Origin of the sequence: Chryseolinea serpens, assembly GCF_900129725.1 — a bacterium.
GTDB lineage: Bacteria > Bacteroidota > Bacteroidia > Cytophagales > Cyclobacteriaceae > Chryseolinea > Chryseolinea serpens.
This window is the reverse complement of record NZ_FQWQ01000003.1, coordinates 495,657-512,513: the sequence shown is the minus strand read 5'-3', so window position 1 is coordinate 512,513 and position 16,857 is coordinate 495,657. Positions and strand designations below refer to the sequence as shown.

Genomic DNA, 16,857 nt, shown 5'->3' with positions numbered 1-16,857 from the left:
GGCATGGCTAGTGCAAGCGTTTTCTTCAGGGGCGTATGAAACGGGAAGAATGGAAAGTGGATACAAAAAAATCAATAAATCTTCACACAACGATTTTATGTGAATAGGGTTTCGCAGAAGCAGGTATATTTAATTCAGGTGAAAATTATCCTTGCTTCGTTCTTCTTGTTCCAGGATGTGGACCTGGAATTTCATCCGGTTCAACAAAAAAGCCTCCCGGCGGTCTTCGGGAGTGGTCAGGAATTTATAGCGGTCACCCAAATCCAGGTTCAATTCGTTGGCCACCTGGAAAAGATTGAAAACATTAAAGTGCTGGGTGATGTTGCGCAGCTTTAAATAGTGCAGAAAAAGGTCGTAGAGCTCATGATCGGGGAATGCGTTCACCTCCACGTTCCAAAACCGGACATGGCCACCGGGATACAGCTTGGTTTTATAGGTGCGCAGGAGCATGTCGAGGCTAAAAATATCCTCGCACCGCACAATGATGTCCGTTTCACCACCCGGATATCGCTTGATGATGCTTTCCAGCTTCATGAGCGACCCGATTTTTTGTTCGTTGGTTTCATGGCTGAAATAGATACCGAAGGAGACGTCGTTCACCTCCGCGTCGTGCAAAAGCTGCCGGTACCGGGGCTCGAAAATATGGAGCGGCACCAATTCCCCCGGCAAGGGTAAGATGGACAAGGGAAACACGGGGATGTGAGCAACTTCGGACATACTATGCTTTAACAGGAATGATTACCGTATGGTTAATAGCTGGCCAAATAATGCGGCGCCAGCCCAAAACGTTCCGTCAGATTTTTTTCCCCCGGCAAAAAACTGAGGTTAATAATAAAGGAGAACCCTGCCACCACGCCTCCCAGGGCCTGTACAAGATCGGCGGTAGCGCCGGCGGTGCCGCCCGTGGCCAACAGGTCGTCGTGTACCAGCACGCGCCAGCCGGGCTGTATGGCGTCGGTATGCATTTCGATGCTGGCCGTGCCATATTCCAGTGCGTAGCTTTGCGACCGGGTTTTGTAGGGAAGCTTACCGCTTTTGCGGACGGGCACAAACGGGCAACCCAACTCATAGGCGAGAACCGATCCGAAAATAAAACCCCGCGCTTCCGTGGAAGCAATGGCGTCGATCTTTTGACCCGAGTAATCCTTGATGAGTTGCTGCACCATTTCCCTCACCAACACCGGGTTGGCCAGCAGCGGCGTAATGTCCCTGAACAGTACGCCCGGCTTGGGATAATCCTGGATGTCGCGAATGGAATGTTTGATCTTTTCAGAAAGCTGCATACGGTTAAGGGAAATGGCTCGGACCAAAAATAGAAGAGTGGCCCCGGTAATCAAATATATTGTAAGTTTAATACCGATTTAAGACGATTTGAATATTCACCCCATCATCGGCCACTCGTCACCCCATCGCCACCCTCGGTCTCATCGTTTCAGGGGGGCTTCACGTTTCCATTCTCTATGCTGACCCTTCAGAATTTCTCGAAGCACTACGGCGATGCGCTCGCCCTGGCCATCCCAAGCCTGCAACTGGAACCCGGCATCTATTGGATCAAGGGCGAAAACGGTTCGGGAAAAACGACCCTGTTCCGCTCACTCACCGGTCTGCTCCCCTGCGAAGGTCAAGTGACTTTCAACGGCAACATCTCGCTAAAAGATACGCCCCTCGCCTACCGCCGCCTGGTGAACTACAGCGAAGCCGAACCGTTGTATCCCGACTTTCTCACCCCAAAAGAATTGGTGCGTTTCATCGGCCAGGCAAAAGGCGCCAGCCGCGAACAGCAAGACCAGTTGTCGGCCCGGTTTGGTATCGACCAGTTTTTTGACAAACCCTGTGGTGCCTGTTCCAGCGGGATGCTGAAGAAGGTATCGCTCACGTTGGCCTTCCTGGGCGCTCCGAAAGTGATCATCCTCGATGAGCCGCTCATCACACTGGATGAAGCGGCACGACGGATCTTGTTTACGCTCATTCAACAATACAACGAGAAACAAGATGTCATATTTCTGTTGTCGTCGCATCAATTGTTAGAAGACGCGCAACTGTTGCTGAAAGGAATCTTCACCATACGCAACAAAACCATTCACCCGGCATGAAAGCCGTCGCGACCATATTGAATAAAGTCCTGGTGAGAGAATTCTATCTCGCCAACGCCACGTTCTTCCTGGTCGTGGTGGGGCTGGCCGGTGGGTTCATGCGCTCCATCGACCATATCATCCTGGCAGAGCTTTTGGTGAGTTCGCCCTTACTGATGCTCATCCCCATCAGCGTGTGGACGGTCTATAGTTTTAAAGTGACGCGTTTCAATCGCGCGATGTTGAAACGCGGGGAAAACGAATTTCTCTATTATGTTTCTACCCTGCCTGCCAAGCTGCAGGTGGTGGCGTTGACAAGGGCATTGGCCGTGCAACTGGTTCCAGTCTTTTTATATGCCGTGTTCCTGGCGGCTACGGCTGCAAAACACAGTTTGTATTTTACGGTGCTCCTCGTCCCCCTGGCTTGTGTTGTGCTTTTGTGCCTGTCGGTAACTGATTTGTTCGTGGCTTTGTTGAAAGGACATCGCGAACAAAAACTCTCTGCCCTGGCGCGATGGATCCATGCGCGCTTCACCAAGCCTTATCCGCTGTTCTTTCCGGAATGGATCGTGCGCCGTTCTCCCTGGATGGCCATCGGCACAAAGCTCGCGGGCGGATTTCTGCTTTTTGGTGTTGCCCAGGTGTACAAATCCGATACCTACGATGCGCGGCTGCTGGGCATGGGGGTTGTCTTTGCTTTCGCGGCCAACGTGAATATAATTTGGGAAATGCACCGGTTCGACAATCATCACTTCGACATCAACCGAAACCTGCCCATCCCCTTTGTTCGGCGCTTTCTCTATTTTATGATCACCCTGGCCATCCTAACCCTGCCGGAAGCGGGGTTGCTCATCAGTCATTTCAATACCGCAGTTTCCTGGGTCGAATTGGCGGGGGCGCTGCTGTTTGGGTGGAGCATCGCGCTCTTTCTTTATGGCTGGCTTTTCAGACATACCTACGGGCCCGATCAGCTGCACTCCATTGTTTTCTTTACGTGTATCCTGTTGGTTGTTCTGATCCTTTTCAAAATCCCTTTTTTCGTATTGGCCTTCGTCAACATTGCCGGGGGACTTTATCTGTGGCGAAAATATTTTTATACGTTCGAAATTCCCATGAATGAGGAGAAGGCGTAGCCTGCCGTGTGATGTGCCCGATGCATGTTGGTGAAGAACACCAACATGGGCGACCGGGCGACCCGCCGTTGTTGGTGTTCTTCACCAACAACATTCGCATCACGCATATCCTTGCGTGAAAAACGGCATCAGATCGCGCTCATTATTTTTCCCTGAAGGATCACCTGCTCCACAAACGGGCTTCCAAAAGCATAGGGCAAATGCGCGACGGAAGGGACGGGTTTAGAGATGAACACATTGGCCACTTTGCCGCGTGTGATGGAGCCGTGTGTACCCTGCAATTCCAGGGCCGCCGCCGTATTGATCGTGGCGGCGTTGATCGCTTCTTCCGGCGTGAGTTTCATGCGAATGCAGGCCAACGCGATCATCAGCGGCATGTTGCCACTGGGTGCGCTGCCGGGATTGTAGTCGCTGGCGATGGCCAACGGCAGACCCGCTTGCAACATGGCCCGCGCCGGCGGGAACGGCAGGTTCAGAAAGAATGCCGCGCCGGGCAAGGCCGTGGGCATCACGCCGCTGTTTTGCAACAGGCTGATCTCTTCATCGCCGATATTCTCCAGGTGATCGACGCTGATGGCCCGGGTCTTCACCCCCACCTGCACACCACCGGAGCGGTGCAATTGGTTGGCGTGAATGCGGGGGCGCATGCCAAAGCGTTTACCAGCCTCCACGATCATTTCCGTTTCCTCCATCGTAAAGAATCCTTGTTCGCAGAACACGTCGATGTAGTCGGCCAGTTTCTCTTCGGCTACCGCGGGGATCATTTCGCGGATCACCAGCGACACGTAGTCTTCGTGCGTATACGCTTTGGGGATGGCATGCGCGCCAAGGAACGTGGTCTTCACCGTAAGCGGTGTTTCTCTCCCGATGCGGCGGGCCACGCGCAGCATTTTCAGTTCATCTTTTACCGTGAGACCATACCCGCTTTTGATTTCCACGGCGCCGGTTCCGGTGGCGATGATCTCGTCGGCACGTTTACGCGTGCGTTCAAACAATTCATCTTCCGACAGCTGTTGCAACTTGTGCGCGGAGTTGAGAATGCCTCCGCCTTTTGCCGCGATGTCGGCATAGGAAGCACCTTTTATTTTCATGACAAACTCTTCTTCACGGGACGCAGCAAACACCAGGTGGGTGTGGGAGTCGACGAAGCTGGGAAACACAAAGCGACCGGAAGCATCCAGGGTATGTTGGGCATGGTGGACGAGGAGCGCATCCATGTTGCCATAGTCGGCAATGACACCGTCTTTGATGGCGAGATAAGCGTTGGGAAGTATGGGCAAGGTTGCCATGGCATCGCCCGCAACAATTTCTGTTCCGGGTTCGCGCACCTGGACAAGTCCTTTGATGTGGGTGATGAGAATGTCCCAGGACATGGAGGTTCGTTTTTTTCGTTCGGGTAAAGATAGACATTTTGGTTTAGGTTGATGTTGTCCAAAAAAGCCTGGACGCCGCGAGGGATCTGCAGAAAAAGCTTGGGGCAGAGTGGCTAAAAAATATTATCTTGATCCGTTCACCAACCCTTTCTGTCACCGGCGTATGCGCTATTTTCTCATCCTGCTATTTTGTTGCTTGGCCAGCGTGATGCTGGCACAAAAGCCGCCACGCGTGGGACTTACCCTAAGCGGTGGCGGCGCAAAAGGGCTGGCGCATATCGGGATACTGGAGGCCATCGACAGCGCAGGGTTAAAGATCGATTATATCACGGGTACGAGCATGGGGAGCATCATGGGGTCGTTGTATGCGGCAGGGTATTCGGGGAAAGACATCGAGCGCATCGCACGAACCATCGATTGGGCCGCGCTGTTCTCGGGGCGACCTTCGCTGCGCAACGTGAACATCGACGAGAAGGATGAGGTTGAGAATTATGCGCTGGAGTTGCCCCTGGAGAAGGGTAAGATCAAAATATATTCCGGCATCATCGAAGGACAGGAGATCTGGCTGAAGTTCCAGGAGCTGCTGTTGCCCGTGTATGACGTGAAGGACTTTTCAAACCTCAGCATTCCCTTCAAATGCGTCGCCACCGATGTGGGAACCGGCAAGGCCGTGGTGCTCGACCAGGGTGAATTGGTAGCCGCCATCCGCGCCAGCATGGCCATCCCCTCCGTGTTCACGGCGATCGATTACAAGGATACCAAGCTCGTCGACGGCGGGCTGGTGCGCAATTTTCCGGTGAAAGACGTGGTGGAAATGGGTGCCACCAAAGTGATCGGTGTGAACCTGTCGCAGGGTCTGTTGCAGGCCAAAGACCTCAACTCTGCCATCGATGTATTATACCAGATCGGGTTCTATAAAGACGCCGACGATTTTGAAAATCAGCGCAAACTCTGCGACGTGTACATAGAGCCCCCGTTGAAAGGCTTCTCCGCCGCCAGCTTTGGCAGCAGCGACAGCCTGATCCACATCGGCAAAGTTACCGGCGACAAATACTATCCCATCTTCAAAAGAATGGCCGACTCGCTAAAACTGTTGTATCCCGACTACGCGTTTGCCAAAGAGCGCCTGCCCAAATCAACCTATGTCATCCTCGACGACATCCGCATCGACGGCCTCAAGCGCACGACACGCACCGGCTTCACCAACCGGTTGAACCTCGAAAAAGGACAAGCCTACAACGGTGTGGACGTGGCCGAGGCCATCCGGAAAGTGTATGGCTCGCGAAACTACAAGCGCATAACCTATAGCTGGGAACCGACCACGCCGGGGCACGCCGTGCTTGTGTTCAATGTTCTTGAAAGTCCGCTCACCTTTCTGAAGGCCGCGTTGCATTACAATACGTACAGCGACGTGGCGCTCATTGCCACGGTCGAGTCAAAGAACCTCGTGTTCGACCGCTCCAAGTCAACGGCCAAAGTCAACATCAGCGAAAACTTCAGGATGTATTTGGAACAGAACCAAACGTTTGGCAAAAAGGAAAACAACAACCTGGTCCTTTCATTCTATCATGAGCGGATGGGGTTTCCGGTCTACCAGGATTTTAAAAATTCTTTTCTCTACCGCACGTCGTTCACGAAATTCGATGCACACATCCAACACAACATAAAGTCCAATGCCACCTACGGACTGGGCACGTCGCTGCAGGATATCAACTTGAAGCCTAAGATCGCCGCCGACGCGACGGTGAAGGCGGGCAACAAATTTGCAAACACGTATGTGTTCCATCAGTTCAATACGCTCGACAAAAAAAACTTTACGACGGCGGGTTGGAACATCTACACCGAAGCCGGGTGGGTGTATCATCAGCGTCCCTCCGATCGATACTACTCCAACGGCTCCATCGAGGCCTCTAACGACAGTTTATCATTTGCCGGGTACGGTCAGATCAAAATGAGGGTGGAGAACTACGCGCCCTTGACGGCACGTGTCACCCTTTTGTCCCAATGGCATGCCGCCGCCAACATTCATTCGGACGACGCTTATCTCAATTTCTATAATGTAGGTGGGATCACCGATTTTGTGCGCAACCAGTTTACCTTCTCAGGATTAAATGAGTTCCAGGTGACTTCCAACAGCGTAGCGACTTTGTCGCTCGGCGTTCAATATGCGGCGTTTAAAAATATTTATGGGATTGCGCGGGCCAATGCTGGGGTGTATGATTTCTCGGGAAGAAAGTGGGAAGGGATCAACTCACACAATTTCCTGAGCGGGTATAGTCTTACGGCGGGTTATGATTCAGGGATCGGGCCGATCACGATCACTATCATGTATAGTGACCAGGCGCAGAAAGTGTATGGGTATGTGAATGTGGGATTTCACTTCTGATGGTGCGTGACTTCATGTTGAACCGCCTCACCTTCGCTAAAGCTTCGGCGAGCAAAGAGAGGCGTCCTCCTTTGCTAAAGCTTCGGCGGGCAAGCAAAGAACGCACAAATGCTTTTACCGCAGCACCAGCTTCCAAATCAGGTAGATAACTCCCAGCAGGAATATAACGATCGAGAGCTTGTTGATACCGTGCATCATCTTGATGTTGATGTTGGATGGACGGTTGGGGTCCTTCTTGCGAAAGAAATAATTGCCCACTTCACCCAGGGAAAAGAACTCTTTTACGCCGGTCTTTTTTTCCCCGTTTGTCTTCCCTTTATTCTCTTCCATAATCTTTTTTTGTTTTAGTGTGCGATCGCACCATTGCCATCGGGCTCCAGCCAGTCGCCGTGCTCGCGGATGAGGTTGATGAGTTCGTCGACGGCTTTGGCGGTGGGCACGTTCTTGCGCACCACTTCCTTGCCCTTGTAGAGTGTGATCCTGCCGGGGCCGGAGCCTACGTAGCCATAGTCGGCGTCGGCCATTTCGCCCGGGCCGTTCACGATGCAGCCCATGATGCCGATCTTGATGCCTTTGAGGTGGCTGGTGCGCGATCGTATTTTACCTGTTGTTTCCTGCAAATCGAAAAGCGTGCGTCCGCAGGAGGGACACGAGATGTATTCGGTTTTCGATATCCGCGTGCGTGTAGCCTGCAGGATGTTGAAGGCGGTTTCATTCACCTTCTTGTCGGGCCCGCAGTTTTCGGCGGCGATAAAAATGCCGTCGCCCAGACCATCCACCAACAGGCCTCCGAAATCTGTGGCGGCGTACAGTTGCAATTGTTCAACTTCCAAATCAGCATAGGCCCGGCCGATAATCACCGGCACATCGCATCCCTTGTTCATGAGCGTCACAAACAGGCGGCGTTGTTCGGCCATGCCGTGCGCGTTGTAGGTGTCGATGAACAACACGGCGGTCTTGTCTTTTTGCAGGGCATCCACCAGCGCATCGTTCACGTCGGCCAGCAAGGCGTATACAAAATTCAACGTACTCGATCTCTCAACGCCTTGCAGGTAGTGTTCGGCACGAATAAACGGGTAAGCTTGCGGTCTTGCCTTTTGCGTTAGCCAGGTCTTGTGATTGTAGATCAATCCCAGCGTGCCCGGGATCTCGAAGTCAACTACGGTATCTCCCAGAAAAACATAGTCACACGCCATGTCGGTGATGTTCCACTTGTCCAGGGGTACTGAGTATTGATAGCCCACGCCAAAGAGTGACGCGGGGGTTACTTTTTGCTTTCCCGAAAAATCGGCGACGACGCGGGGCACAAAATGTTCGCCACCGATATTCAACACGGCGTGCGTTTTTCTGCGGTTGTATTCGAACGGTGTGATCGGGTAATGATCGATCGGCGGAATGGGATCGTGCGGCGCGCGCTTGTCATAGCGGCGGGCCAGTTCGAACGCTACGGGCACTTCCGCTTCGGGCTCCTCGGTGAGGGACACGCGAATGGTGTCGCCCAAGCCATCTTCCAACAACGTGCCGATGCCCACCGACGATTTTATACGGCCGTCTTCCCCATCGCCCGCTTCGGTCACGCCGAGGTGGAGCGGATAGGGTTTGAAGCCCTCCTCATCCATCTTTTGCACCAGCAGGCGATAGGCTTGCACCATCACTTGCGGGTTGCTCGACTTCATGGAGAGCACGATGTTGTAATAATTTTCGTCCTCACAAATGCGCAAAAATTCCAGCGCCGATTCCACCATTCCCACCGGGCTGTCGCCATAGCGGCTCATGATCCTGTCGGAGAGCGAGCCGTGGTTGGTGCCGATGCGCATGGCCGTGCCGTATTCTTTGCAGATGCGGACGAGGGGGATAAATTTTTCGCGAATACGATCCAGTTCGGCCTGGTAAGAAGCCTCGGTGTATTCGATGGTCTCGAATCGTTTCTTGTCGGCATAGTTGCCGGGGTTGATGCGCACCTTTTCCACGATGCGGGCGGCCAGTTCGGCCGCGTTGGGCGTGAAGTGGATGTCGGCAACCAGGGGTACGGAATAGCCTCGGTTGCGAAGCTCCTTTTTTATTTCCGCCAGATTTTGCGCTTCCTTGATGCTGGGCGCGGTGATGCGCACATATTCGCAGCCGGCCTCCACCATACGGATGGTTTGGGCCACCGATCCGGCGGTGTCCATGGTGTCGATGGTGGTCATGGACTGGATGCGGATGGGGTTGTTGCCTCCCATCGGCAAGTCGCCGATCTTTACTTCAACGGTCTTTCTCCGGCTATATTCCACCAGGCTATTGCAATACTGCCTGATGCCAGCAATTTGGTCGTTCACGGTGTGCAGATTTCCTGCAAAGTTAACCTGAAAAAGCGGAATTTTGTTCACCCCGCTCTAGGCGTCCTTTGAGCAAAAAAACTATACTGTAGGATGCACCCAAGGCGTCCGGTAAGCCCGCTGCAACAGTGCGGTAGCCTCCGCATCGCCTTTCACCTCGCGCCGCGCGGCGTCATAAGAAACCGGCCGGCCCAATTTCATCGAAATGTTTGCCAGGATGCAGCTGGCCGTGGAAATATGGCCTTCCTCGATGTCGGCCACGGGTTTTCCGTGTTCCTCGATCGCCTGGAGGAAATTGAGCATGTGCAGGCGGGTGGCCGGTGCGGCGTTGAGTTCGATGTCTTTTTCCTTGAGGTCTTCGGGATATTTTTCTTTTTCGTAGACCACGTCCTGGTGGATGGTCTTTCCTTTGGGGTCTACCGGTATAAAATCATAGCGCATGGTGCTGGCTTTCAGCGTTCCTTTTTCGCCATAGATAAAAAGCGCCCATGGGTAGTCCGGATCGGCGGGTGTGCCCCAGGCGCGGTGCTGCCACACACAATTCAGGCCTTCGTATTCGAACACAGCCGTTTGCGTATCGGGGATGTTGGATTTGCCGGTTTTATCCACGTAGATGCCGCCTTCGGAGCTGATGCGGTTGGGCCATCCCAGTTTAAGCATCCAGCGCGCCGTGTCGAACATGTGAACGCACATGTCGCCTATGATGCCGTTGCCATACTCCGTGAAGGTGCGCCACCAGCGCACGTGAGGCAGGCCATCGTATGGACGCATCGGCGCGGGGCCGGTCCACATTTCGTAGTCGAAGAAATCGGGCACGGCTTGGACGGGCGGGTTGCCATTGTTGCGCATGTGATAGTAGCAGCACATCTCCACGTGCGAGATCTTGCCCAACATGCCGGTGTCGATGATATTTTTCTTGGCTTCAATGAGGTGTGGCGTGCTTTTGCGTTGCGTACCCACCTGCACCACTTTGTTATATTTCCGCGCAGCCGCCACCATGGCTTCCCCTTCAATCACATCGACGCTGATGGGCTTTTGCACATACACATTCGCACCCGACTTCAATGCTTCGATGGTCTGGAGGGCATGCCAGTGATCGGGTGTCCCCACCAATACGATGTCCATTTGATTTTCGGCCAACATCTTCCGGTAGTCACCATACAATGCGGGTGCTTTGCTTCCTGCTTTGGCGCGTTGTTTCACCAGGTCGGCAGCGCCTTGAAGTTGGTGTTTGTCCACATCGCAGAGCGCCACCACATCGACGGGCGCCACTTGCATGAGACGGAATAGATCGCTTTTACCATACCAGCCGGTGCCGATGAGGCCTACCCGAAGGTTTTTTGCGGGATTGATAATGTCCATGCCCTGCGCACCAATGGCGGTCAGCGCAAGGGAGGCAGTTGCCGTGCGGAGAAACAATCTCCGGTTGATGTTGAAGTTTTCCATTTCGTCGGGTTTAGGATGGGCCGTCATCGGGGTTAGTGTTCTTCACCAACCTGGATGAGGCAGCCTGACGAAAATATAATGAAATAATGGGTGGCGCAATGGTTTAAATGATGGGTGGTGCGAGGGTGGTTGGTTTGAAGGCGAAGTTCGTTGAGGCAGGTATCTAAAACGGGGCTCGCCGCCGATCTTGTTGGTGAAGAACACCAACAAGGGCGATAGGGCGACAAAAAAACCGACACAAAGGATTCAGACCTCGCGCCGGTTCTTTTTGGGGAGCGGAAGTAATTTTATTCTGTGCGCAAGATCTTCGCCGGGTTGATGTTTGCCCCGCGGAAAATTTGCAGGCTTATGGTGCCCAGGGACAGCAAGGCAAGAATGACGACGGGCACAACGAACATATCCCACTGCATGCCTATGCGAAACGCAAAGCCCGCCAACCACGCATCAATGCCATACCAGGTCAATGGGATCGCGATAACACTGGCAATCAACACCAGCTTAAAGAATTGCCACGACAACAACGACATGATGCTACCAACCGACGCACCCAACACTTTCCGGATGCCGATCTCCTTCAATTTCTGCGCCGTTGTAAAAGACGCTAATCCCCACAATCCCAAACAGGCGATGACGATGGCCAGCATCGAAAACATGCTGAAGATCTTACCGAACTGTTGCTCTGATTTGTATTGGCTGTTAAAGAAATCGTCGAGAAAATAATAATCGAACGGATTGCCGGGGAACGCTTCCTTGTAGAGGCTTTCGATCTTGGCGATCGTCGTCTGCATGTTGTTGCTGTTGATGTGGATGGAGTAGTTGTGACCGGAGATCGTATCGGCTTTTAACAGCCAGGGACTGTGTTCCGTTTTCAGCGAGTTCCAATGATAATTTTTTAAAACGCCAAGGATTTGCACCGTATCACCGCCCAGCAACAGGCGTTCTTCGAGCGCATGCTCGGCAGTGCCCAACCCAAAGGTGGTGAGGGCGGCTTCGTTGACCAGCACCGACCGCATATCGGAGGCAATGGAGGGATTGAAGGAGCGACCGGCCAGGATCGTGATGCCATAGGTGGATACGAAATCGGGATCGACCCAAACCACTTTACCGTCCTTGCTTTCCTGTTGCTCCGTCCCGGAACGCCGCATGCCCGTACCCCAGTTATAGCCACCGCCGGGAATCGCTGCCGACGTTGCCACACCGGTAACACCGGGTACTTCTTTTATTTGATCCTTCAACGACATGAGCCGCATCTTGGCACTCTTTCGATCCAAAACACTTGGGCCGTTCACGATCAGCATCTGGTCCATGGTCAGACCTTTGTCCTGGTTCTTCATAAAGATCATTTGCCGGTAGATCGCAAACGTGCCGGCGATGAGGATCAGCGACGATGCAAACTGGAACACGACCAAAGCTTTGCGCAACGAAAATCCGCCGGTCATCTTCTCCACTTTGCCCTTCAGCACTTCCGTGATCTTGAACGACGACAGGATGAAGGCCGGGTAGATCCCCGAAACAAACGACCCGATGAGGAACAAGGTGGTCAACACCACCCAAAACCGATAATCACCAAAGTCGAACGTCAGATCCTTTCCAACGATGTCGCCCAACACGGGCAACAAGCCCACGGCCAGCAGCGTCGCCAGCACCACGCTGATGAAATTGACCAGCACCGATTCAAAAATAAACTGGCCGATCAGTTGGCTGCGATGTGCTCCCACCGATTTCTTGATACCCACTTCGCGCGCGCGTTCCATAGCCCGGGCGGTAGACAGGTTGATGTAGTTCACCCAGGCAATGGCCAGCACAAAAATGGCGATCACCACAAAAAAGTAAATGGTGTTCACACTCACCGTCGCGCTTGACTCATAGTCCAGGCCGGGGCTCAGGTGAATATCCAATATAGGCTGAAGCTTCAACACATTTTTGCTGTTGGATTCGGCCAGGTCCTTGCCGCGATATTTGTCCACAAAGGCGGGCAATTTAGCTTCCACTTTTTTGGGATCGGTATGATCATGGAGTTCGACATAGGTCACAAAATTATTCCAGCCCCACCCGTTGTCGTGGGTGTATTGTTCATTGCGCAGGAGATTGTGCGTGGGAAAAAGAAAATCAAACTGAAAGTGCGAGTTGCCGGGAACTTCTTTCAGGACGGCAGTCACTTCATAATCGCCATCGGCCCAGCCGCCGGAGATCTTCAATATTTTTCCCAGCGGATCTTCACCCGGTTTGAAATATTTGTCGGCCATTTTTTTGGTGATCACGACGGAGGCGGGATTGTCCAACGCGGTATTCAAGTCGCCTTCTAACGCCGTGTAGGTAAACACATCCAGAAAGGTAGAGTCGGCAAATTGCATATTCTCCTCGTGAAAGGTCGACGGGTCGCCGTTGTCGCGTTTGTAGATGACCACCGCGCCACCATACATGGGGTGCGTACGAATATAGCGCTTCACTTCCGGCACGTCGGCCAACATCGCCGGACCTTGCGCATACCCGGAAATAATGCTGTTGCCCCGGAATTCGCCGGCGCGGTACGACATGGTGGTGGTGCGATAGACGTTTGCTGCGTTGGGATGAAACGTGTCGTAGCTCAACTCAAAATCAACATACTTCAGGATCACCAGACACACGGCAACGCCGATGGCCAGGCCGAAGATGTTGATGAACGAATACAGCTTGCGCTTCTGCAAGTTCCGGATGGCCAGGGTGAAGTAATTTCTGATCATGATGGGTTTGTTTTTTTATCGCCTACGAACTCGATGACTATATCTATCCGATGCAGGGCAAGCAATTTAAGTTGTACAAAGACTTCCCTTTTATCCGCTGTCGCGAGCTGTCATTATTCTGACCTCAAGCCTATGTATTCTGTAGCGGATAGCACTACCGTCTCCAGGATACTTCGTGATCTGAAGATGGTTACACGAAAAAAGAAAATCCCGCTATCGAACGTTACTGTTCTATTTATGGCTATAACGGTCGGCATAGCCGAGAAAGGTTGGCCAGTTGGGACCGGTCGTGTGCCCACCGGCATGTTGACGAAAAGCAATGTCGCCATCCAACAACCCGGTTTCCATAGGCGGAAAAGTAGCAGTACCCAGGTCCTTTTTACCCAAGAGTTTATAGACCGGTCCCGCATGCACGCCGGCCAGAAACATTCCCCGGGCATCGACCCATTGCCCTTCGACCGTCGGGGAGCCAACACTGATAAACACCGGCCGTGGGGCACAGAGATCAATCAGTTCATGGGCATCTACGGGCAGATCGTTTGGCGTGAGCGGGCCGGCATATTTTATAAAATTGCCCGCAAACCAATGATATTCCCCCGATCCGGCGAGGTTCTCCACCTGCTCTCCAAAAACACGTCTCAATATTTTTGCACCCCCCGCGCCGGAAGACCCGATAAAGCCAATGAAAAAGCGAGGATCATAGGCCATTGTCACCAGCGCAGCTTTTCCAAAACGCGACAGTCCCTCGATGCCCACGCGTTTGGCATCGACAGCTTTATCGGTCTCAAAATAGTCCAGCGCGCGGCTGGCGCCCCATGCCCAGGCGCGCAGGGCGCCCCAGTCGTCGGGTTTACGGGGTTGGCCTTGGTTGGTCAGGCCGATGACGCCCTGGGTGAGGCCCCCGCCGTTGTCGGCCTGGAAGCTGGTGGGGATGATCTGGGCATAGCCCCAGCCCTTGGCAAGCAGCTGTTGTTTCCAGTCGGGTTCGGGTTTGGTGCCCGCGGGTGGCGCCGGCGGGGCAAATCCGGGAGGGAAGACAAAACTCAATTCCATCATCACCGGCACCGGCCCCCTGGCTTGGGCTGGGGTGGTCAGGGTGAGGTCGATGTTTACGGTAAGGGACGGATGGGCCGTATTGTCCACGTGACCGAGCAGTTTTTTGGTGACCACGGCGATCTCGCCGTTCATTTCGTTGACGGTACTCACAACCTCCCAATGCACCTTGGGCACATTCGCCGGGACACGTCCATACACTTCGCGGTCAAAATCCTCCACGATCTCCGGCCGCCGTTTCTCCCACCACAGCGCCGGAGAAGTGACGCGTTTTCCATTCTTCAGCACCAGTGGATCGGGCAAAACCTTGTAGGGCGACGCCTTTGCTTCGTCTGCGTTGGCCGCGTTGGGCGCTTGCGGGTTGCCGGAGGGTCCGCGGCGGGTGGAGTCGATGTGGAGTTTGGCCAGCATCGTTTTGTAGTCCTGCTCCGTGATCCGCTTCAGGCTGTCCCAACGGGCTTGCTCGGCGGGTGTCAGCTTGCGCTGGGCGTGGGCGCAGAGCGCGCTTGAAATAAGCAGGAAGCAAACGATGACCTTAGAAGAGCGTTCTTTCATGATGGGGTTGATTTAGGATGTCCATTCGTCCGCCGGGATCATCTTTACGTTTAATATTCAACATAATCATCCCCCGATGAAATGAATTTACATCGCCGGCGCGAGGCCATCACCCGGTTCCCACCAAAACCTGTAAATTTGAACGTATGTCGTACCAGGAATTCACACCCCATCCCTTGCTGCTGCCGTACATTGTCTGCTACTGGTCGTCCAAAACGGGTCGATCGTCTGCGGCCAGCAACATCTTTTCCGACGCCTGCTCCGATATTATCTTTTCGTTAGGCGCCGACGTGGCGGTTACCGGCGGAACACTGAAACACGGACATCAATACCTCGTCGGCATTATGACGCATTTTCACCAGGTTCAGACACCAGCCGAGTCCCATCTGCTAGGCATTCGCTTCAAGCCGTTTGGCATCTATGCCTTGTTGGGCATTCCGCTCCAGGGCATGGCCGATCAAACCGAGATGCTCACGCCGTCCGATTTTTTCTTCCCCGGGATCAACCCAGCCGCCACGGGCGTGGTCCAAAAGCTGGACGCGTATTTTCTGCAGCGGCTGAATGACAAGAACCGGTTGGTGGTCTCACTTTCTGAAACGATCCTGGCGGTCAACGGCAATATATCCGTGCAACAGCTGGCATCCCGTCATCACATCACCGAGCGGCAAATCGAGCGTCTCTTTCAATCGCGTGCCGGCGCTACCGTGAAGGAAGTGTGTAAACAGGTTCGGTTTCAAAGTACGCTAAAGAAGATCGAGGCCTGTCCGAAGGCAAGCTTTGCACAAATCGCTTTTGACATGGGGTATTATGATCATGCGCACATGCTGAAAGATGTGAAGCGTTATTCCGGTCTCACGCTGTCGCGGATAGCATCCTGAAATTGTCGGGTTTTTACTAAAAACTTTTTATTTTAAAACGGCACCTTTGTTAGCTTAACGGACCGGTGAACTAAACGGTTGGTTCGGGCTAACAGGAAACATTCACACTAACTTATTTTTTATGATAAAATTCGGCTACACCATTCTCTATGTGAAGGATGTTGAACGCTCCATTGCCTTCTATGAAAAAGCTTTTGGATTGAAACGGAAATTTGTAGCGGGTGATGCTTATGGCGAACTGGAAACGGGTGCCACCACGCTTTCTTTTGCCAGCATCCCACAAGCACAAAGCAATTTGAAAAGCGAAATTCAAATCAGCAGTTTAAAAGAAAGACCGTTTGGCATCGAGATCGGGTTCACGACCGACGATGTGGAGGGGACTTACAAGAAGGCGATCGCGGCCGGGGCTACAGAGGAAGCTAAGGCAGCTCATAAGTCACACAGCCAAACGGTGGCGTATGTGAGGGACCCGGATGGTTTTTTGGTGGAGATTTGTACACCTATGGGATGATCAAATTCTTTTTGTTATGAATGATAAACAGGAAAGTCTAAAGGCCTTGCAGCAGATTCCAGGTGTAGGGAAGGCGGTGGCGAATGATCTTTGGCGGATGGGGATCCGGGCGGTGGCCGACTTGAAGGGGAAGCGTGCGGAGGAATTGTATGTGTTGCATAACGATGAGCGTGGGCAGGTGCAGGATATTTGTATGTTGTATACGTTTCGGTGTGCGATCTATTTTGCGAATACGGTGAATAAGGCGCGTGATCCGGAGAAGTTGAAGTGGTGGAATTGGATGGATAAAGTCAAGATGAGTAGTGTGGAGAAGGATCGTGCGATACGAGAAGGACTAAACCGCCCCACCTTCGCTAAAGTTTCGGCGGGCAAGAAAGACGCTAAGGCGCAAAGAGTTTAGGAAATCTAA

At 53.1% G+C, this 16,857-nt stretch carries 14 protein-coding genes; 6 read left to right on the top strand and 8 right to left on the bottom strand.

The genetic code is table 11. The features are described 5' to 3' along the window. Positions 1–129: 129 nt before the first annotated feature. Both BUB30_RS21915 and BUB30_RS21910 read right to left on the bottom strand, forming a co-directional pair. Complete coding sequence (locus tag BUB30_RS21915; RefSeq protein WP_073138207.1) at positions 130–717, bottom strand: LON peptidase substrate-binding domain-containing protein; 588 nt, start codon at positions 715–717, stop codon at positions 130–132. A 32-nt stretch (positions 718–749) separates the two neighbouring features. Then, entirely contained in the window at positions 750–1,298 is a 549-nt protein-coding gene (locus BUB30_RS21910; RefSeq protein ID WP_394334005.1) for an adenine phosphoribosyltransferase, read from the bottom strand. A gap of 162 nt (positions 1,299–1,460) precedes the next feature. Between BUB30_RS21910 and BUB30_RS21905 the strand changes: the two genes are divergently transcribed. Both BUB30_RS21905 and BUB30_RS21900 read left to right on the top strand, forming a co-directional pair. After that, complete coding sequence (locus tag BUB30_RS21905) at positions 1,461–2,093, top strand: ABC transporter ATP-binding protein (protein WP_073138203.1); 633 nt, start codon at positions 1,461–1,463, stop codon at positions 2,091–2,093. Continuing rightward, on the top strand, positions 2,090–3,205 hold the full coding sequence (locus tag BUB30_RS21900) for a hypothetical protein (protein WP_073138201.1): 1,116 nt from the start codon (positions 2,090–2,092) through the stop codon (positions 3,203–3,205). Before BUB30_RS21905 ends, BUB30_RS21900 begins: the two co-directional genes overlap by 4 nt. 128 nt (positions 3,206–3,333) lie before the next feature. On the opposite strand, the gene hutI is transcribed toward BUB30_RS21900, so the two are convergent. Continuing rightward, positions 3,334–4,578 carry an imidazolonepropionase gene (gene hutI / locus BUB30_RS21895; protein WP_073138199.1) on the bottom strand — a complete coding sequence of 415 codons (1,245 nt, stop codon included), beginning with the start codon at positions 4,576–4,578 and terminating at the stop codon, positions 3,334–3,336. 109 nt (positions 4,579–4,687) lie between these two features. Between hutI and BUB30_RS21890 the strand changes: the two genes are divergently transcribed. Further along, positions 4,688–6,964: a patatin-like phospholipase family protein gene (locus tag BUB30_RS21890; RefSeq protein WP_143165031.1), complete on the top strand. Its 2,277-nt coding sequence runs from the start codon at positions 4,688–4,690 to the stop codon at positions 6,962–6,964. A gap of 114 nt (positions 6,965–7,078) precedes the next feature. On the opposite strand, the gene BUB30_RS21885 is transcribed toward BUB30_RS21890, so the two are convergent. From BUB30_RS21885 to BUB30_RS21865, 5 genes are all read right to left on the bottom strand, one after another. Then, positions 7,079–7,294: a DUF6728 family protein gene (locus tag BUB30_RS21885; RefSeq protein ID WP_073138194.1), complete on the bottom strand. Its 216-nt coding sequence runs from the start codon at positions 7,292–7,294 to the stop codon at positions 7,079–7,081. A gap of 14 nt (positions 7,295–7,308) precedes the next feature. After that, on the bottom strand, positions 7,309–9,282 hold the full coding sequence (ispG, locus tag BUB30_RS21880) for a (E)-4-hydroxy-3-methylbut-2-enyl-diphosphate synthase (protein WP_143165030.1): 1,974 nt from the start codon (positions 9,280–9,282) through the stop codon (positions 7,309–7,311). Between the two features lie 81 nt (positions 9,283–9,363). After that, the gene (locus BUB30_RS21875; protein WP_073139608.1) at positions 9,364–10,728 is read right to left on the bottom strand and encodes a Gfo/Idh/MocA family protein; all 1,365 of its coding nucleotides are present in this window, start codon (positions 10,726–10,728) and stop codon (positions 9,364–9,366) included. Between the two features lie 287 nt (positions 10,729–11,015). Next, a complete protein-coding gene (locus tag BUB30_RS21870) occupies positions 11,016–13,451 on the bottom strand; it encodes an ABC transporter permease (RefSeq protein ID WP_073138192.1) in 2,436 nt (811 codons plus the stop codon). 231 nt (positions 13,452–13,682) lie between these two features. After that, entirely contained in the window at positions 13,683–15,059 is a 1,377-nt protein-coding gene (locus BUB30_RS21865) for a glucuronyl esterase domain-containing protein (protein WP_073138190.1), read from the bottom strand. 146 nt (positions 15,060–15,205) lie between these two features. Here BUB30_RS21865 and BUB30_RS21860 point away from each other — a divergent pair, with 146 nt between their 5' ends. From BUB30_RS21860 to BUB30_RS21850, 3 genes are all read left to right on the top strand, one after another. Continuing rightward, entirely contained in the window at positions 15,206–15,937 is a 732-nt protein-coding gene (locus BUB30_RS21860; RefSeq protein WP_073138188.1) for an AraC family transcriptional regulator, read from the top strand. A gap of 121 nt (positions 15,938–16,058) precedes the next feature. Beyond that, complete coding sequence (locus BUB30_RS21855; protein WP_073138186.1) at positions 16,059–16,448, top strand: VOC family protein; 390 nt, start codon at positions 16,059–16,061, stop codon at positions 16,446–16,448. 16 nt (positions 16,449–16,464) lie between these two features. Beyond that, entirely contained in the window at positions 16,465–16,848 is a 384-nt protein-coding gene (locus BUB30_RS21850) for a helix-hairpin-helix domain-containing protein (protein WP_073138184.1), read from the top strand. Positions 16,849–16,857: the final 9 nt, after the last annotated feature.